Source organism: Microbacterium sp. LMI12-1-1.1, assembly GCF_040676455.1.
Lineage (GTDB): Bacteria > Actinomycetota > Actinomycetes > Actinomycetales > Microbacteriaceae > Microbacterium.
Genome location: NZ_JBEGIA010000001.1, coordinates 1299259 through 1317200, shown reverse-complemented (window position 1 = coordinate 1317200; position 17942 = coordinate 1299259). Strand labels below are relative to the sequence as shown.

The following is a 17942-nucleotide window of genomic DNA, read 5'->3' as shown; positions in this document are numbered from 1 at the left end:
GCTTTCTTCTCTGAAGGCTTGTGGGTACCCGGCGGCGCGGTTGTCCGCATATCGGGTAAACGCTTTCCAACAGTGTGCCATGCGATCGAATGCCGCGCAAGCGCTTTCCGGCGCATGCCCGTCCCTCTGCGGCCAGCCGTCGGTCCACTCGCCTGTCACGAATGGTGGCGCATGGCCCCGATTCGTGACAGGCGAGCGGAGGTGTTCACGCCCGCAGCAGCACGCAGCCGTGGGGTTCCAGGGCGAGCCGCACGACCGAGCTGCCGGGCGCGACGCCGCGCGCGGCATCCGACTGCACGTGGACGCCTTCGACGGCGACGTCCGAACCGCTCCACACGTCCACCACGCGGGTCGGCGCGGGGCCGAGCGCGAGAGACCGCGTGTCGAACGGCACCTCCCGAGCCTCGTCCGCCGTGTTGAACACGGCGGTCCATCGCGTGTCGCCGCGCGCGGCGGTCCACACGACGAGGTCGCGCTCGCGGAGGAGCTCGCGGTTGCCGGTCGAGTCGCGCAGGATCTCGAGCACCTCGTCGTTGGTGAACAGCGCGATCGTCTCGGCTGCGCTGGTGGGCAGGTCGCCGCCGATCATGAGCGGTGAGCGCGCCATCACCCACAGGGTGACGAGCGCGCGGCGCTCGGGCAGCGTCAGCGCGCCCTCGCGGGGCTCGCCCCGCTCGGCACGCAGCCCGATGCGGCCGAGCGGCAGCATGTCGGCGTCCGGCCACCCTTCGGGGCCGGCCAGCGGCGCCCATCGTGCCAAGCGGGCGAAGTTGGCCTCGACGTCCTCCCAGCGGTCCCAGAGGTCGTCGCAGATGCGCCACATCGTCGCGTGCGCGCGCAGGTGCTCCAGGTTCGCGGCCGACAGGTCGCGGCCGGGCGACAGCGACAGCGCGATGTCGCGGTCGGCGCGCTGCACGGCGCGCGAGTAGGCCTCGATGTCGGGCGCCTGGTACGGCCACAGCATGTCGTCGGCCTTGAGGAAGTCCACGCCCCACTCGGCGTACTGCGCGACGCACGAGTCGTAGTAGGCCTGCGCGCCGGGATGCGTGTGGTCGAGGCCGAGGTAGTGCGGGTTCCACTCGCAGACGTTCGTCGCGTCGGCGATCTGCGACGCCGTCGCCCCGGTCCCGGCGATGGGGACGTCGGCGGCGACGGCGACGCGGGGGATGCCGCGCATCACGTGGATGCCGAGCTTCAGTCCGAGCGCGTGCAGGCGTGCCGCGAGCGGCGCGAAGCCGGCTCCGTCTGCCGAGCTCGGGAACCGTGCGGGGTCGGGCTGCAGGCGGCCGGTGCCGTCGATGATCAGCGGTGCCGTCTCGTTGTACCCGTGCGATCGGGCCGTCGGGTCGGCCCAGTCGATGTCGACCACGATCGTGTCCCAGCCGTGCGGCAGCAGGTGCTCGGCCATGAACTCGGCGTTGGCGAGCACCTCCGCCTCGGTGACGGTGGTGCCGTACGAGTCCCAGCTGTTCCAGCCCATCGGGGGCGTGGCGGTCTTGTGCAGCGTCATCGCTCTCTCGTCTTCCTGTCGTCGTCGACATGCTCAGGGGTTCCGCGGTGCGGGGTCTTCTCGGTCCACAGCGTGCGCTGGTCGATCCAGGCGGCGCTGACCTCGCACAGCGCGCGGTCGGCGGCCGCCAGCCGCGCGGCGGCGTCGGCCGGCAGGTGCACGCGGCTGTCGGAGCGCAGCGGCAGCACGCGCAGCTCGACGCGGGTCGCCGACCCGGCGCCGATGTCTCGCAGGTTCGCGACGAGCTCTGATCCGTCCCAGAACCGGTCCGTCGTCGTGACGCCGTCCACGCGCAGCTGCGCGACATCGCCGGCCCACTGCACCCGCAGCACCGCGTCGTCGTCGAACTTCTCGGGCACGTCGAGGCGATACACCGCGGCGTGGGCGTCGAGCACGGCATCGTGAGGCGCGGCCTGCCGGCCGTCGCGCGAGCCGTAGTCGCCGGACGGCATGGTCTCGGCCCGCACGAGCCGGATGGGGACGGATGCCGCGCCGCCCCGGTGCGCGTCGCGTTCCGGCGTCGCCGCCGGGGTGCCGTCGGCGGCCGAGCGCCGAGCCGCGGTGGCGGCGGGGTCCTCCCACCCGAGGTGGCGCCAGGTGCCGCCCGCATACTCGCGCAGGTCGGGCTCGGAGCCGCTCGCCCGCACCGCGACGCGGCCCTCGGCATCCCATGTCACCCCGTCGGCACCCACGAGCAGCCGCCGCCCGCCGGCGGCCGCGTCGACGACCCAGACCAGGTCGGCGTCGGCCGACGCGAGGACGAGTACGTCGAGCGCGGCGCCGTGCGGCTCCTGGATCCGCAGCGGCGTCGCCGCCGGTGCGAGGCGGTGGGTGAGACCGTCGTGTGCGAGCTCGACGGGGATGCCGGCATCCTCGATCAGCACCAGCGTCGGTGCGCCGTCGGCCGTGGTGGCGGGGAGCACGGTGAGTGCGGACGCCGTCGCCCAGTCGACCGTGACGCCGCCCACCTCGAGTCCGAGCGGCCAGCGGGCGACCGTCCCCGGCGGGATGTCGACCGGAGCGCTGGGCAGCTCGACCACGCCACGGGGAGTCTCGACGCGGAACCGCGCACCGCGGTACGTCGGCAGCGGCACATGCGGCTGATGCCACCCGATGAACAGGAACCCCGAGCCGTCGTCGGCGCGCACCGCCCAGCGCAGGGTCTCGGCATCCTCGACCCCCGTCGGGCGGACGTCGGGAAGATGCGACGGCGCGGGGGCGAGTCGCTCGCCGAACGCCTCGAGGAACGCGTGCTGCAGGCGCAGCGCCGCATGGCTCGGCGCTGCGCGGCCGGACTCGCCGATCGGCGCATGGAAGTCGTAGCTCAGCCGCGTCATGTCGTTGGGGTAGCCGGTGGCCTGCGTCTCTTCGAGACCGGGCCCGGGGTTCGTGCCTCCGGTGTACATGTAGTACCCCTGCCAGGCCGACCCGCTGCCGAGCTTGGCGTGCGCGACGGCGGCGATGTCACGGGCGCCGGGTCGCGGCCGCCGGTGGTACGCGGTCGCCATGCCGCCGCCCAGCTCGCAGGTGGCGGCGGGAAACCACGGCGACAGCTCGGCGCCCCCGCTCGTCGATGCCTCGTCGGCGCCGCGCTCGTCGGCGCCCTGCTCGTCGGCGCCCCGCTCGTCCGCGCCCCGCACGTCGGCGCCGATGCCCGGGTCGTCCCACGAGTCGGAGAAGAAGAAGTGCGCCCGGAAGGTGGGGTCCCACGCGTCGCCCGGGTCGACCCAGAACCCGTCGCCGTAGCCGCCCCACAGCGGCAGCACCTCGGGGTCGGGAAGCTGTGCGCCGCCCCACGCGGTCGCCGTCCACAGCGGCGCCGACATGCCGGCCTCGCGAGCCAGCCGCTTCAGGGTCGCGAGGTGACCGGGCTGGTCGTAGAGCTCGTTGTCCAGCTGGATCGCCAGCACGTTCTCGGGTGTGCAGCGTCCGTCGAGGGCATCCGCGATGCGCGCGAACCACTCCCGCACGAGGTCGAGGTATGCCGGGTCGTCGGTGCGATGGCGCACCGGCGCGTGCTGCACCCAGTCGGGCAGCCCGCCGTTGCGCATCTCGCCGTGCACCCACGGGCCGATCCGCAGCACGAGCTCGAGGCCCTCGGCCCGCACGGCGTCCACGAACCCGCCGACGTCGAATCGTCCGTCGAAGCGCGCCTGGCCGCGCACCGGCTCGTGGTGCAGCCACGGCACGTAGGTCGAGACGACCGACACGCCACCCGAGCGCATGAGCCGCAGGCGCTCGGTCCACCGCTCCCGGGGGACGCGCGTGTAGTGCAGCTCGCCCGAGACCGGCAGCCACGGGCGCCCGCCCCGCAGCAGGCTGCGGCTGGTGAGCGTGAGCCCGGGGCGCCGGTCCTCGGCGTTCGCCATGGCAGGCCGAAGCTCTTCGCGCAGCGGTCCGGTCGCGTCCACGCGCAGCATCCAGGTCTCCGATCGGCGGGGGAGGAGGGGATCAGGGGAGGAGATGCGAGGAGCGGAGGTGGATCCGAGGGCGAAGGGCCCCCGCCGGTCACATCTCCTCCGCTCCTCGCGGTGGTCACGCGAGTCGGATCGCTGCCCACGACACGGCGGGCAGTGCGACCGACAGCACGTCGCCGTCGACGGATGCCGCCGCCCCGCGCACGCCGACCCGCTCCCGGTTCTCGAGGGTGTTGGCCGCGTAGAGGTCGTCGTCGTGCAGCAGGTGCGACTCGACCACCTCGACGTCGCGGCCGAGCTCGCGCACCAGCGGAGCCAGGTCGACACGGAGGTCCGCGGCATCCGTCGTCGAACGGTTCACGACGAACAGCGACACGCCCTCGTCGTCGATCGTGGCGACGGCATTCAGGGTCGGCACCTCGCCGAGCTTCTCGCTCGTGAAGGATGCCGACGACACGGGCACGCGCAGCGCGCGGCCCTGCCCCAGACGCGAGGTGATCGCGAACGGGAAGAACGTGGTCTGCCGCCAGGCCGGGCCACCGGGCTCGGTCATGATCGGCGCGATGACGTTCACGAGCTGCGCCAGGGATGCCGAGCGCACGCGGTCGGCGTGCTGCAGCAGCGTGATGAGCAGGTCGCCGAAGACCACGGCATCGAGGGCGTTGTACTTGTCCTCCAGCAGGCGGGGCGCGACCGGCCAGGCGCCGCCCTTGAACTCGTGTCCCGACTCGGTGCCGTCCTCGCGGTGCAGGTACCAGACGTTCCACTCGTCGAACGAGATCATGATGCGCTTGTCGCTCTTCTTCGTCGCCGCCACCGTGTCGGCGATCGCGACGACCGACTCGATGAAGCGCGCCATGTCGACGCCGGAGGCGAGGAACTCCTGCGCATCGCCGTCATGCTCCTGGTAGTAGGAGTGGCACGAGATGAAGTCGACGTCGTCGAACGTGTGCTCGAGGACCGTGCGCTCCCACGAGCCGAAGGTGGGCATGCCGCGGCCCGATGAGCCGCAGGCGACCAGCTCGACGCCGGGATCCAGCATCCGCATCGCCTTCGCCGTGCGCGAGGCGAGCTTGCCGTAGTCGTCGGCGTCGAGATGCCCGATCTGCCACGGGCCGTCCATCTCGTTGCCGAGGCACCACATCTTCACGGCGAACGGCGTCTCGCGGCCGTTCGACGCGCGCTGGTCCGTCCAGGCCGTCTCGGCATCGCTGTTGGCGTACTCGAGCAGGTCGAGCGCCTCGGGCGTGCCGCGCGTGCCGAGGTTGACCGCGAGCATCAGGTCGCTGCCGACGCGGTCGAGCCACGCCTGGAACTCATGCAGCCCGACCTCGTTCGTCTCGGTCGAGTGCCACGCCAGGTCGAGTCGGCGCGGGCGCTCGGCCTTCGGGCCGATGCCGTCCTCCCACTTGTACCCCGACACGAAGTTGCCGCCGGGGTAGCGGATGGTCGAGACGCCGAGCTCCTTCACGAGCTCGATCACGTCGGTGCGGAACCCCTCGCTGTCGGCGGACGGATGCCCGGGCTCGAAGATGCCGTCGTAGATGTGGCGGCCGAGGTGCTCGACGAACCCGCCGAACAGGCGCCGGTCGATGTCGGCGATCTCGTAGTGCGGGTCGAGGCGTGCGGAGGCGTCGGTCGGAGAGGTCATGGGGCTCCTTCTTCGGATGGGTCGGTCGGACAGCCGGCGCGCGAAAGCGATGCCGGCGGTGCGGTCAGGCGGAGGCCGGCTCGTGCCGGAGCACGAGCGAGATGGCCGCGGATCGGGCGGGCAGCCGGTAGCGCGGCAGCACGCCGGGCCCGCAGGTCGCCGTGCCGACGCCCGACTGGGCCAGGTCGATCGACACGAAGGTGCGGCCTTCGGCGGGCAGCTCCCAGTTGTGCGCTGCGGCGGCGAGGGCCGGCCTGCTGTGGCGTGACACCGTGAGCGCGAACGAGCTGTCGAGCGACGACACGCGCAGCGCACCGCCCCGCGTGAGGATCCGTGCGTCACGGACCCCCATCCGCGAGCCGCTCTCCTGGGGGCGGACGTTGTCGACGGTGAGGTCGTCGGCGTCGAGGTGCCACCAGCCGAACCTCGCCGCGGAGCGCAGGTCGGGGTAGCTCGGCATCGGGCCGTACCCGGCGATGTCGGCGCCCAGCGGCTCGCCCTCGAGGACGAAGTCCAGGCCGAGCCGGGCCCATTCGGTGGTCCACGCATCGTTGGGCTCGAGCTCGACGTCGAGGCGAACGGCGTCGTCTGCGATCGCGGTCCATCGCAGGCGCGCATCGATCGAGCTGGCGAGGATCGGTGTGCCCGTCCGTGTGCGCACGAGGAGGCCGCCGTCATCCGCGCTCATGTCCGCCAGGCGCGTCACCATGCGGTCGATGCCCGCCGCACGCCAGCGGTCGGCGTACGACGGCAGGTCGAGCTCGTCGTTGCCGAGGTCGCGGTCGTTGTCGGTCGGGGCGCGCCAGACTCCCACGGTCGGTCCGGTGATCGCCAGGCCCGCCAGCTCCTGGAGGCCGCCCGTCTCGCCATCGAAGCGCGCGGCCCCGACGCGGTCCTCGCGCGGCCCGGCGGCGCTCGCCGCCGGCAGAGCGGGACGCCCCTGGGTCACGTGCTGCCCGCTTCCGACGACGTGGCCGGCGTCCGCCCAGGGGGCAGCGACGGTCGTCACCGCCTCCACCGTGAGCACATCGGCGACGCGGGACGCGGCATCCGTCCGGCACTCCGCGGGCAGGTCGACGGCGACCGTCGACCGCGGCGGGCACGGCGGAAGGTCGAGCGTGCCGGATGCCGTGACCTCGCCGTCGATGACGCGCGTCCAGCGCACGGCGACGTGCCCGAGGTCGAGGAAGTCGTAGCGATTCGCGACGCGCACCGCCGAGCGGTCCGCGTCGACGTCGACCACCACCGGCGCGATCACGGCCGCGTAGTGGAGCAGACCGGGGCGCGGGGTGCGGTGGGCGTCGACGAGTCCGTCGATGACGAAGTTGCCGTCGTGCACGTCCTCGCCGAAGTCGCCGCCGTACAGGATGCGCGCCTCGCCCTCGGGGCCGTCGACCTCGATGCCCTGCTCGACCCACTCCCAGACGAAGCCTCCCGCGTGACGGGGATACGCTTCGAACAGATCCCAGTACTCCTGCAGTGCGCCGGGCCCGGTCCCCATGGCGTGGCCGAACTCGCACTGCAGGAACGGGAGCGTGCGGCGGTGCATCTGGGCAGGGGTGGCGTCGTGCGGTGCGGGCCGGAGCGTCTCCTCGCCGATCTCGCGCACCTCGTCATGCGGGGCGTACATGCGTGAATACACGTCGACGTAGCGGCTCTCGTGGTCGCCCTCATAGTGGACGAGACGGCTCGGGTCGGTCAGCTTCGCCCACCGCGCCATCGCCTCGAGGTTCGCTCCGGCATGCGACTCGTTGCCGAGCGACCACATGATGACGCTCGCATGGTTCTTGTCGCGGTGCACCGTGCGCCGGATGCGGTCGAGGAAGGCGTCGCGCCAGGCCGGATCGGCGCTCGGGTTGCCGCGCCAGCCCACGTGCTCGAAGCCGTGCGTCTCGAGGTCGCATTCGTCGATGACCCAGAAGCCGAGCTCGTCGAACAGATCGAGGACGTCGGGATGCGGCGGGTAGTGCGACGTGCGGACCGCGTTGATGTGGTGGCGCTTCATCAGGAGCAGCTCGTCGCGCGCCACCTCCGCGTCGAAGACGCGGCCGTGCCGGGGACGGTGCTCGTGCCGGTTCACGCCGCGCAGCATGATCGGCGCACCGTTGACGAGCAGGCGTGCGTCCTGCACCTCGACCCGCCGGAACCCGATCCGCACCGTGACCGCCTCGCTGCCGGTGCGCACGGTCGCCTCGTACAGGCGCGGCCGTTCCGCGGTCCACGGCTCGACGCCCGCGATGCCCAGTCTCTCGCCCACGGCGACGTCGTCGATGCCGAGCTCCGCGATGGTGAGGCGGGCAGTCCCGCCCTGGTCCACGACAGCGGTGATGTCGAGGATCCCCTCGGAGGCCCGCGCGTCGTAGTCGGCGTGGACGAAGAGGTCGTCGATGCCGCCGTCCGGCCGGCCGAGGAGGGTGACGCTGCGGAAGATCCCCGGCAGCCACCACATGTCCTGGTTCTCGAGGTACGTCGCGTCGCTGAACTGGGCCACGCGCACGGCCAGGCGGTTCACGCCGTCGGCGAGGATGCCGGACACGTCGAACTCGTGGGTGAGCCGGCTTCCGCGCGTCGTGCCGAGCAGGGTGTCGTTCAGCCAGACTTCGGCGGCGGACTCGATCCCGTCGAAGCGCAGGAGCCTGCGACCGTGGGCGAGAACCGACGGCGAGGCGTGGAAGTCGAGCCGGTAGTCGCCGATCCGGTTGGCGTCCGGCGGGTGCGGCGGGTCGACCGGGAAGGGCATCTGCACGTTGGAGTAGGCGGGTGATCCGTAGCCCTGCAGGTTCCAGTGGCCGGGCACTTCGATCGCCCCCCAGCCGGCGGCGTCCTCGGTGCGCCACCCGTCGGGAGCGGTACGCAGGGACGGCGAGACACGGAAGCGCCACGTGCCGTCCAGCGTCTGCTGCGGAGCGTCCGAGTGGAGGCGGGCGCGGGGAGTGATGGTGCCGGACCCGGGGCGGGTGGTGGCGATCTCCATGGGTTCCTCATCGATGAGTGAAGAGCGTCGAAGCTCGACCTTACCGCGTGGAATGCGTTTACCCCCTGCGAGGGGATCTCCACGGGAAGGCGCTTGCCCGCTGGTGTACTTTGCATTAATGTCCTAACATCGTATCAGCGATCGGATCCGGGCCCCAGCTCGGTGACACACACGGGGCGCGAAATCCCGCGCTCATCGACAACGACGTTGACCCCTGGTCTCCCGGGGTGAAAGGGAAGTCCAATGAAGCATTCAGTCACATCCCGCACGCGAGTGGCTCTGGCCCTCGCAGCGGCTGCCCTGACCGCCGTCTCGCTCACGGCGTGCAGCTCGGGTGACGCCGGCGAGTCCGACGAGCCGATCCAGTTCTTCCTGTCGGGCGACGCCAACCAGGGCGGCGGGTACGCCCACATGGCGGAGAAGTACGAGGAAGAGACCGGCGTCAAGGTCGAGATCGTCGACATCGCCAACGACGACCTCGCCACCAAGCTCCGCAACGCGGCGCAGGCCAACGACCTGCCGGCCATCGCCCGCGTCGGCGCCGTCGACCCGGTGTGGCGCAACGTCACCACCGACCTGTCGGACATCACCGAGGGCAGTGACATCCGCACCGATCTGTCCGACAAGGACGACGACGGCAACGTCATCTCGCTCCCGTCGGACATCACGGCGGTCGGCATGTTCATCAACAAGACGCTGTTCGACCAGGCGGGCGTCGCGTACCCGACCAGCGAAGACGACATCTGGACGTGGGACGAGTACGTCGCCGCCGTGAAGCAGGTGCAGGCGGCGACCGGCACCAGCTACGGCATGGTGATGGACAAGTCGTCGCACCGCCTCAAGGCGCTCCTGTACGAGTTCGGCTCGGACTACTTCCAGGCCGATGACAGCGGCGAGTTCAGCACCAACGACCAGACCAAGGTGGCGCTGGAGTACTTCAACTCCCTGAACGACGACTCGTTCATGCCCCGCTCCGTCTGGCTGTCGGATGCCGACCCCAACGCCCTCTTCAAGAGCGGCGACGTGGTCTCGTACCTCTCGGGCTCGTGGCAGATCGCGGACTTCGCGGTGAACATCGCCGACTTCGAGTGGGCCTCGGTCTACATGCCGCAGGACGAGGAGCGCGCGACCAACTTCGGCAACGCCGCGTCGGTCGTCGTCTTCGACGGTCCTCAGGAGGAGGCCGCGCACGACTTCATCAAGTGGCTGTACGAGCCGGAGAACTACACCGAGCTGTCGGAGACCTCGTCGTTCATCCCCGCGATCGACGGACTCGACATCACGTACGCGGCGCACGCGGACGCCTTCGCCATCTACAACCAGGACATCGCCGCCTCGCCGGACATCGTGGGCGAGATCAAGGCGATGGAACTGCAGTACGGCGCGCAGGGCGTGACGACCGACGGCGACCCGGTGCGTGACGAGACGGTGAAGTACCTCAACGGCGAGCAGGACGTGGACACCACGATCGCGAACATCAACGCGCTGTTCACCGACCAGCTGGGCGCCCTGGAGTGACCATGTCCACCACCAAGTCCGTCGATGGGCGCAGTGCCGAGACTTCTGCGCTCATCACCGTGGGGCGGGGCGCGCGGCGCGCGCGCCGCCCCCGGCGGAGCTCTACGAGGTTCGTGCTCGCCCCGCTGGTGTTCATCGCGGTCGCGGTGGTGCTGTTCGCACTGTTCTTCCTGTGGCCGGGAGCGCTCGGACTCTGGTATTCGTTCACCGACTACTCGGGTGTCGGCACACCCGAGTTCATCGGGGCCGAGAACTACATCGACCTCGCGCAGGATCCGGTGTTCTACACCGTGCTCGGCCGCACCCTGCTGTACACGCTGCTGTCGGTGCCGCTGCACTACGTCGCGGCGCTCGGCATCGCCATGCTGCTGACCAGCACCTTCGCCAAGGGCAAGTCGGTGGCGCGGATCATCTTCTTCCTGCCGTGGCTCATCTCGCCCATCGTGGCCGGTGTCATCTGGAAGTGGCTGTTCGGCGAGAACTTCGGCCTCGTGAACTACCTCATCGAGATGCTCGGAGGCAACGGGCTGCAGTGGGAGACGAATCCCAACCTGGCGCTGGTGCTCATCCTCATCGTGAGCACGTGGGGCGGGACAGCGTTCAACATGCTGCTGTTCATCGCCGCCATCCGCAACATCCCGCAGTCGTATCTCGAGGCCGCCCAGCTGGACGGCGCCAACGGCTGGCAGCGGTTCTACCGGATCGTGCTGCCGCTCCTGCGGCCCACCTCGTTCATGGTGATCCTGCTCACCACCATCGGGGCGATGAAGGAGTTCGCCATGGTCCAGGCGCTCAACGGCGGTGGACCCGGCACGTCGAACATGTTCATCGTCCAGTACATCTACCGGACCGGATTCGAGCGCGCCGACGTCGGGTACGCCAGTGCGGCGTCGATGGTCCTCATGGTGATCCTCATCATCATCGCGATCATCCAGCTGCGCTTCGACAAGAGGAACGATCTCGCATGACGACTCTTCGACCCGGGACCCGCGCCCGCACCGCCAGCACCGGCGCCGGCGCCGGCACCCGCACGCGCACGTCCCGTCCGCTCCGCGCGCTGCCGAGCAGCCTCGTGCTCTGGCTCCTCGCCCTCGGCTTCCTGATCCCGGTCGCGTGGTTCCTGCTGAGCTCGTTCAAGCCCGGGTCCGAGCTGTTCAGCCTGCCGCTGACGCTCTTCCCCGAGAACTGGACGGTCAGCGGCTACACGACCGCCTGGAACCGGTTCAACTTCGCGCAGTACTTCCTCAACACCTCGATCGTCGCGGTCGTCACGACGGTGCTCACCGTGCTGGTCAGCGCCATGACCGGCTACGCGCTCGCCAAGTACCAGGCATGGTGGCTCAAGGTCTTCTTCATCTGCATCCTGGCCACGACCATGCTGCCGACCGAGGTCATCATGCCGAGCTCGTTCGCCGTGGTGCGCGACCTGGGTCTGTACAACACCCTCGCCGGCATCATCGTGCCGTCGATCATCACCGCGACGGGCATCTTCATGTTCCGTCAGTACTTCAAGACCATCCCCGACGAGCTGCTCGAGGCGGCGCGCATCGACGGCGTCTCGGAGTTCGGTGCGTTCTGGCGGATCATGCTGCCGCTGGCGAAGCCGATCGCGGTCGTGCTGGCGATCTTCTCGTTCCAGTGGCGATGGAACGACTACATCTGGCCGCTCATCGTGCTGCGCGACCCCGACCGCTACACCCTGCAGGTCGCCCTGCGCTCCATCGTCGGCGCCGACAACGTCGACTGGTCGGTGCTCCTGTCGGCCTCGGTGATCTCGCTGGTCCCGATGCTCATCCTCTTCGCGATCTTCCAGCGGCAGATCATGAACGCCGACGTCAATTCGGGCCTGAAGGACTGAGATGGCGGAGGACTCCCATTTCCATACGGTGCTGAGCGAGGCGGTGGCCGACGAGGTTCACGCGTCGCTGGTCACCGCGATCGCTCCCGACGACGGGCACCGCCGCCTCATGGATCGCGCGAAGCTGTTCGTCGCTGCGTACGTGTGGCCACGGTCGGCCCACGCCGGCGATCCGGCGCTCATCGACGCCGCGCGTGAGAGCGTCCGTGCGCTCCGCGCCCGGCAGGGCGCCGGCGGGCTGTTCATCGGCGGCGACAACGTCGACTCGCCGCCCGACTCGTCGTTCACGGTGAACGACCTGTGCGACACGCTGCACATCATCGGCGCTGCTCCGGCCGAGGCGCGGAACGCCCTCGCCGCGCTGGCCACGGACCTCGGGGCGATCGCGGATGCCGTGGAGCCCGCGCTCGTCGCGGGCGGCGTGCACACGCCCAACCACCGCTGGGAGATCTCCGCCGCACTGGCCCGCCTGCACCGCCGACGCTCCTCGCCGCAGCTGCGCGACCGCGCGGCGGAGTGGCTCGCCGAGGGCATCGACATCTCGCCCGACGGGGTCTACTCCGAGCGCAGCGCGAACTACGCGGCGTATGTCTCGAACCCGTCGCTAAGCGTCATCGCCGACGTCCTGGACCACGACGAGGCCAGGGCCGCCGTCATCCGCAATCTCGAGAGCACGCTCGGGCTCATCCATCCCGACGACACCGTCGAGACCGTGCACTCGCGACGCCAGGATCAGTTGCGACGGTTCCCGGTGGCGCCCTACCTGACGGCGTACCGGCGGTACGCCGTCGAGCTCGGCCGGGGAGACTTCGCCTGGGCCGCGACGCGCGCGTTGCGCGCCGGCGTGGTGCACCCGGGCGCCGTGCTCGCCGACCTCCTCATCACGCCGCTCATCGGCGAGGAGCTGCCGGATGCCGCACCCCCGGCTCCGCGGGAGCGCTGGGAGCAGTCCGCCCTCGTCGTCGCCGCCTCGCCGCGCCGGCGCCTCGTGGTGTTCGGCGGAAGCGACTACCCGCGGTTCCGCCGCGTCCGCTCCGGCCTGTCGGCCAATCCCACCTTCCTCCGCATGTTCGCCGGCGCTGCCGTGCTCGACTCTGTGCGCCTCTCCCGTGACTTCTTCGGCCTCGGCCCGTTCCGCGCCGACCGGATGGTCTCGGCGCCCGGGCCCGACGGCGTCCTGCGGCACGAACTGACCGAGACGGTGTCCGCGCACTACTACCAGCCGATCGACGCGGCGCGACGTTCGCCCTCGGGCGAGTACGCCCTCACCGACGACGGCCGGTTCTTCGGCTCGATGGCGTTCCCCGATCGCGCGCGCGACGAGGTGCGCCTGCGCACCACGGTCGAGATCCGGCCGACGGATGACGGCGCCGTCGTCTCGATCGCGATCGACGGCCCCGACAGCCCGTGGGCACTCGAGCTGGCGTTCCGGGACGGCGGTCGATTCGAGGGTGTGACGACGCGGGCCGACGGTGCCGCAGTCCTCCCGGACGGCATCGGACGCTACCGGGTGGGCGACAGCGTCATCGCCTTCGACGCGGGCGACGGGTACGCCGCCCAGGGGCCCGGGCGCTATCACCCGGGCGAGGACTACGCGTTCCTGGGCGCGACGGATGCCGCCGACGGCCAGCGCGTCTACTTGACCGGACGATCCCCCGGCCGGCTCGAGCTCACGCTGCGCGCCGAAGGCGACGCCCGATGAGCGCCGTCGTCGACGCCGTCGGCTTCCATGCGCTGCGGACGCTCCGCGCCGAGCGCCCGCACGCCGTCGAGGAGGCCCTGTCGTCGCGGGTGCGCCGCGACATCGTGCGCGGCGACGGCAGGCTCTTCATCGTGGCCGCCGATCACCCCGCGCGCGGGGCCCTGTCGGTCGGCGGCCGCGACGACGCGATGGCGAGCCGGTACCTGCTGCTGGAGCGGCTCGCGATCGCCCTCGGGCGTCCCGGCGTCGACGGAGTGCTGGGCACGCCGGACATCATCGACGACCTCGCGCTGCTCGGGCTGCTCGACGACAAGGTCGTCGTCGGCTCGATGAACCGCGGCGGCCTGCGCGGTGCGAGCTTCGAGATGGACGATCGCTTCACCGGCTACGACGTCGCGTCGATGGTGCGCTCGGGCGTCGACTTCGCGAAGGTCCTGCTGCGGGTGAACCTCGCCGACGCCGCGACCGCGGCCACGCTGGAAGCGACCGCGCGTGCGGTGACGGCCGCGGCCGAGGCCCGCATGCCCATCATGATCGAGCCGTTCATCAGCCGATGGGACGGCGGACGCATCGTCAACGACCTCACGCCCGATGCCGTCGTGCTCTCGATGGCCATCGCCGCCGGGCTCGGCGCCAGCAGCGCGTACACCTGGATGAAGCTGCCGGTCGTGCACGACATGGAACGCGTGATGCAGGCGACGACCCTGCCGACGCTGCTTCTCGGCGGCGACTCCGGCGGCGACCCGGACGATACCTTCTCCTCGTGGGAGGATGCCCTCGCGCTGCCCGGCGTCCGCGGGCTGACGGCGGGGCGCGCGCTGCTGTATCCGCCCGACGGGGATGTCGCGGGCGCGGTCGACGCCGCCGCCCGCCTCGTCCACCCCGACCTCTAGACCCGATGGAGAAGCCCATGCCCCGTGCCGAGGAGATCCGATGAACGCCGAGGTGGCCGGTGCGCCGGTGAGCTTCGGCGTCTTCGAGATGACGCCCGAGGGTGCGGCCACCGTGGCGGCCGACGACATGCTGGCCGTGCTCGCGGATGCCGGCTACGGCGGCGTCGACCTCGGTCCGGTCGGCTTCCTCGGCCGCGACGCCGAACTGCGTGCGCGGCTCGCCCACTTCGGGCTCGAGCTGGCGGGCGGGTGGGTGCAGCTGCCGCTGTCGGACGACGAGGCGTTCGAGGCCTCTCTGCCGTCGCTGCACGACGCCCTGCGCGTGTTCTCGGATGCCGCGGAGGCGGGGCCTCGCCGGCTGCCGCTGCCCACACTGGCCGACGACGGCTCGCTCACCCGCCGAGCGCATCCCGGCCGCGGTGCCGAGGTGGACGCGCTCGACGCCCACGCCTGGGAGCGGCTCTTCGCCAACACCGAGCGCGCCGCCGCGATCGTGCGCGCCGCCGGCTTCGAGCCGACGTTCCACCACCACGCCGGCACCTTCGTCGAGTCGCCCGACGAGATCGACCGCTTCCTCGCCCACGTCGACGTCGATCTCACCCTCGACACCGGTCACCTGCTCATCGCCGACGGCGATCCCGCCGACGCCGTGTCGCGCTGGGGGGACCGCATCAACCACCTGCATCTCAAGGACGTCGATCGCGCCGAGCTGCGTCGCGTCCTCGCTGCAGGCGGGGGGATGACCGAGGTGTGGTCGTCGGGGGCCTTCGTCGCCTTCGGCCACGGCGACCTCGACCTCGCGCGGGTGATGGATGCCATGGCGGCACGTGGTTTCGACGGCTGGGTCGTCGTCGAGCAGGATGTGCTGAACACCCCGGACGTCGACATCGACGCGTTCCGCGCCGCGCGCGGCGACGACCAGCGCGTCAACCGCGCGGCGCTGCAGCCCTGGGCCTGACGCCCGCCGCCTGACGCTCGCAAGAACCGATCCCCTCACCGACAAGGACATCACCGTGACCGACGCCCCCCTCCGCTTCGGCCTGATCGGCACCGGTCGCATCGGCCAGGTGCACGCCGCGAACATCGCCGCGAGTCCCGACACCGTGCTCTCCTGGGTCGCCGACCCGATGGTCGACGGCGCGCACGCCGTGGCCGAGCGCTTCGGCGGTCGGGTGACGGATGCCGCCGACGAGCTGTTCGCGGCCGCCGACGTGGATGCGGTGCTCATCGCCTCGCCCACCCCGACCCACGTCGACCTGATCGCGCGGGCGGTCGATCGCGGCATCCCGGTGCTCTGCGAGAAGCCGATCGACCTCGACATCGCCCGCGTCGACGCGCTGCGCCCGAAGGTCGCGGCCGCCGGCGTGCCCGTCGCGCTGGGATTCAACCGCCGCTTCGACCCCGCGTTCGCCGAGGTGCAGGCGCGGGTCGCGGCGGGCGAGATCGGCGCTCTTGAGCAGCTCACGATCATCAGCCGCGATCCGGCCGCGCCGCCGGCCGCCTACATCGGGGTGTCGGGCGGCATCTTCCGCGACATGACGATCCACGACTTCGACATGGCCCGTTTCTTCCTGCCCGACATCGTCGAGGTGACGGCGGTCGGCACGACCACCTTCGACGACGGCGCGCGCGAGCACGGCGACTTCGACACGGCCGTCGTGACGCTGCGGGCGGCCTCGGGCGCGGTCGTCACCATCATCAACTCGCGCCACAGCGCGGTCGGGTACGACCAGCGGCTCGAGGCCTTCGGCGCGAAGGGCTCGCTGCAGGTCGCCAACCGCTCGACGAGCCTGGTCAGCCTCTCGACGGCCGAGCGGGTGGACGCGCGCGCGCCGTTCGAGGACTTCTTCCTGCAGCGCTATGCCGACGCGTACGCCGCCGAGCTCGAGGCCTTCGTCGCCCTGGTGCGCGGCGACGCCTCGACGAGCCCGACCTTCGAGGACGGCCGCGCCGCGCTGGTGCTCGCCGACGCCGCGCAGAGGTCTGCCACCGAGCGCGTCTCGGTGGCCGTGCGCACCGACTGATCTGCGCGGGCGTCGACCCCGCTGGACGAAAGACGGATGCCGCGGCACGAGGCCGCGGCATCCGTCTTCCTGCGTTCGACAGGCTCAGCCGAGAATGGCGTCCGCCTCCGAGAAGAACTGCGTCACGGCGTCGTCGACCGAGAGGGCGCCGAGGCCGATCGACTTGCCGAGGTCCCAGAAGGTCTGCTCGAGCGAGCCGTAGCCGACGACCGGCACGGGCGGGGCGTCGCCGATGCGGTCGGCGGCGGACTCGATGTAGTCGGCAACCTGCTTGTCGGCGCCCTCGAGGGTCGTGCCCTCGAGCTTCGACGACGAGGCGGGGAAGCCCAGCGTGGTGCCGAAGATCTCGCCGGCCTCGGGGCTGTTCACCACGAAGTCGAGGAACAGGGCCGCGGCCTCCGGGTGCTCGGTGTTCTTCGCGATCGCGACCTGCAGGCCGGCCTGACGGTAGAGGTCCTTCGAGCCCTCCTCCGCGGTCGGCGGAGCGACGATCGAGATGGACGAGGCGCCCGAGTCGGCGAGGTACCCGCCGAGGAAGTTGCTCCAGCTCATCTCGCTCGCGGTGATCGCGGCGCCGAAGCCGGACTTGGGCGAGAGCTCCTCGAGCTTCTGCTGCGGCACCGTGACACCGTCGCGGATGTCGGAGCCGGACTCCCAGAAGTCGCGCAGCTCGTCCTCGGTGAAGCCGAGCTCGCCGTCGTCGGTGTACAGGTTGCCGCCGTTGGCGCGGAGCACCAGCTCGAACACCTGGATGCGCTGCGTGTAGTCGGTGCCGCCGTAGACCGCGCCGCCCGTGGCGTCGGTGACGTCGGCCATCCAGTCGTCGAAGTCGGCGAAGCTGGTGCCGCCCTCCGGCGCCTCGACGCCTGCCTGTGCGACGAGGTCGTCGTTGACGAAGTTCGCCCACAGGCTGTAGCCGGTGGGAAGCGAGTACTGCACGTCGTCGAGCGCGCCCGTGCCCAGCAGCGACTCATCGAACGTGGTCGTGTCGATGTAGTCCGACACCTCGCCGAGGTCGAGCAGGTTGCCCGACTCGGCGTACTGGCGCAGGTAGCTGTCGGAGAACTGGAACACGTCGGGCAGTCCGCCGCCCGCGGCCTCGGTCTGCCGCTTCTCCCAGAAGCTCGGGAAGTCGGTGAACGAGGTGTTGATCGTGATGTTCGGATACTCCTCGTTGAACGCCGCGATCAGGTCGTTGTAACGGGTCGCGCGGTCGTCGTTGCCCCAGAACGCGAAGTCGAGGGTGACCTTCTCGTCGGGGTCGAACGCGGCCGCGTCGTCGGGCTCGCCGCCGGCGCAGCCGGCGAGGACGAGGGCGGCGCCGGCAATCAAGGCGGCTGCCGCGAACAGGGTGCGAGGTGCGGGCATCAGGGTGCTCCAGTCGTGATCGGGATG

12 protein-coding genes are annotated in these 17942 nt (G+C 71.0%); 7 read left to right on the top strand and 5 right to left on the bottom strand.

Annotation, left to right across the window (positions count from 1 at the left end):
- Nucleotides 1-205: 205 nt before the first annotated feature.
- The 4 genes from MRBLMI12_RS06285 to MRBLMI12_RS06270 form a co-directional block, all read right to left on the bottom strand.
- Nucleotides 206-1510, bottom strand: a complete 1305-nt coding sequence (locus tag MRBLMI12_RS06285) for a glycoside hydrolase family 27 protein (protein WP_363354863.1) — start codon at nucleotides 1508-1510, stop codon at nucleotides 206-208.
- Nucleotides 1507-3930 carry a beta-galactosidase gene (locus MRBLMI12_RS06280; RefSeq protein WP_363354861.1) on the bottom strand — a complete coding sequence of 808 codons (2424 nt, stop codon included), beginning with the start codon at nucleotides 3928-3930 and terminating at the stop codon, nucleotides 1507-1509. Before MRBLMI12_RS06280 ends, MRBLMI12_RS06285 begins: the two co-directional genes overlap by 4 nt.
- Nucleotides 3931-4045: 115 nt before the next feature.
- On the bottom strand, nucleotides 4046-5578 hold the full coding sequence (locus tag MRBLMI12_RS06275; protein WP_363354859.1) for an alpha-N-arabinofuranosidase: 1533 nt from the start codon (nucleotides 5576-5578) through the stop codon (nucleotides 4046-4048).
- A 64-nt stretch (nucleotides 5579-5642) separates the two neighbouring features.
- A complete protein-coding gene (locus MRBLMI12_RS06270; RefSeq protein ID WP_363354857.1) occupies nucleotides 5643-8552 on the bottom strand; it encodes a glycoside hydrolase family 2 TIM barrel-domain containing protein in 2910 nt (969 codons plus the stop codon).
- Nucleotides 8553-8795: 243 nt separating this feature from the next.
- Here MRBLMI12_RS06270 and MRBLMI12_RS06265 point away from each other — a divergent pair, with 243 nt between their 5' ends.
- From MRBLMI12_RS06265 to iolG, 7 genes are read left to right on the top strand one after another with little or no spacing between them, the layout of a single operon-like run.
- Entirely contained in the window at nucleotides 8796-10070 is a 1275-nt protein-coding gene (locus tag MRBLMI12_RS06265) for an ABC transporter substrate-binding protein (protein WP_363354855.1), read from the top strand.
- A 2-nt stretch (nucleotides 10071-10072) separates the two neighbouring features.
- Entirely contained in the window at nucleotides 10073-11038 is a 966-nt protein-coding gene (locus MRBLMI12_RS06260; protein ID WP_349425280.1) for a carbohydrate ABC transporter permease, read from the top strand.
- On the top strand, nucleotides 11035-11928 hold the full coding sequence (locus MRBLMI12_RS06255) for a carbohydrate ABC transporter permease (RefSeq protein WP_363354853.1): 894 nt from the start codon (nucleotides 11035-11037) through the stop codon (nucleotides 11926-11928). Before MRBLMI12_RS06260 ends, MRBLMI12_RS06255 begins: the two co-directional genes overlap by 4 nt.
- A 1-nt stretch (nucleotide 11929) precedes the next feature.
- Nucleotides 11930-13630, top strand: coding sequence for a hypothetical protein (locus tag MRBLMI12_RS06250; RefSeq protein WP_363354851.1), 1701 nt, complete (start codon nucleotides 11930-11932; stop codon nucleotides 13628-13630).
- Nucleotides 13627-14523: a Cgl0159 family (beta/alpha)8-fold protein gene (locus tag MRBLMI12_RS06245; RefSeq protein ID WP_363354849.1), complete on the top strand. Its 897-nt coding sequence runs from the start codon at nucleotides 13627-13629 to the stop codon at nucleotides 14521-14523. Before MRBLMI12_RS06250 ends, MRBLMI12_RS06245 begins: the two co-directional genes overlap by 4 nt.
- A gap of 40 nt (nucleotides 14524-14563) precedes the next feature.
- Entirely contained in the window at nucleotides 14564-15481 is a 918-nt protein-coding gene (locus MRBLMI12_RS06240; RefSeq protein WP_363354847.1) for a sugar phosphate isomerase/epimerase family protein, read from the top strand.
- A gap of 55 nt (nucleotides 15482-15536) precedes the next feature.
- Nucleotides 15537-16547: an inositol 2-dehydrogenase gene (gene iolG, locus MRBLMI12_RS06235; RefSeq protein WP_363354845.1), complete on the top strand. Its 1011-nt coding sequence runs from the start codon at nucleotides 15537-15539 to the stop codon at nucleotides 16545-16547.
- A gap of 84 nt (nucleotides 16548-16631) precedes the next feature.
- On the opposite strand, the gene MRBLMI12_RS06230 is transcribed toward iolG, so the two are convergent.
- The gene (locus MRBLMI12_RS06230; protein WP_363354843.1) at nucleotides 16632-17915 is read right to left on the bottom strand and encodes an ABC transporter substrate-binding protein; all 1284 of its coding nucleotides are present in this window, start codon (nucleotides 17913-17915) and stop codon (nucleotides 16632-16634) included.
- Nucleotides 17916-17942 lie beyond the last annotated feature (27 nt).

Bases quoted from the DNA above. Each gene is read 5' to 3' on its own strand.
- MRBLMI12_RS06285 (WP_363354863.1), bottom strand. From the start codon at position 1,510: ATGACGCTGCACAAGACCGCCACGCCCCCGATGGGCTGGAACAGCTGG.
- MRBLMI12_RS06280 (WP_363354861.1), bottom strand. From the start codon at position 3,930: ATGCTGCGCGTGGACGCGACCGGACCGCTGCGCGAAGAGCTTCGGCCT.
- MRBLMI12_RS06275 (WP_363354859.1), bottom strand. From the start codon at position 5,578: ATGACCTCTCCGACCGACGCCTCCGCACGCCTCGACCCGCACTACGAG.
- MRBLMI12_RS06270 (WP_363354857.1), bottom strand. From the start codon at position 8,552: ATGGAGATCGCCACCACCCGCCCCGGGTCCGGCACCATCACTCCCCGC.
- MRBLMI12_RS06265 (WP_363354855.1), top strand. From the start codon at position 8,796: ATGAAGCATTCAGTCACATCCCGCACGCGAGTGGCTCTGGCCCTCGCA.
- MRBLMI12_RS06260 (WP_349425280.1), top strand. From the start codon at position 10,073: ATGTCCACCACCAAGTCCGTCGATGGGCGCAGTGCCGAGACTTCTGCG.
- MRBLMI12_RS06255 (WP_363354853.1), top strand. From the start codon at position 11,035: ATGACGACTCTTCGACCCGGGACCCGCGCCCGCACCGCCAGCACCGGC.
- MRBLMI12_RS06250 (WP_363354851.1), top strand. From the start codon at position 11,930: ATGGCGGAGGACTCCCATTTCCATACGGTGCTGAGCGAGGCGGTGGCC.
- MRBLMI12_RS06245 (WP_363354849.1), top strand. From the start codon at position 13,627: ATGAGCGCCGTCGTCGACGCCGTCGGCTTCCATGCGCTGCGGACGCTC.
- MRBLMI12_RS06240 (WP_363354847.1), top strand. From the start codon at position 14,564: ATGAACGCCGAGGTGGCCGGTGCGCCGGTGAGCTTCGGCGTCTTCGAG.
- MRBLMI12_RS06230 (WP_363354843.1), bottom strand. From the start codon at position 17,915: ATGCCCGCACCTCGCACCCTGTTCGCGGCAGCCGCCTTGATTGCCGGC.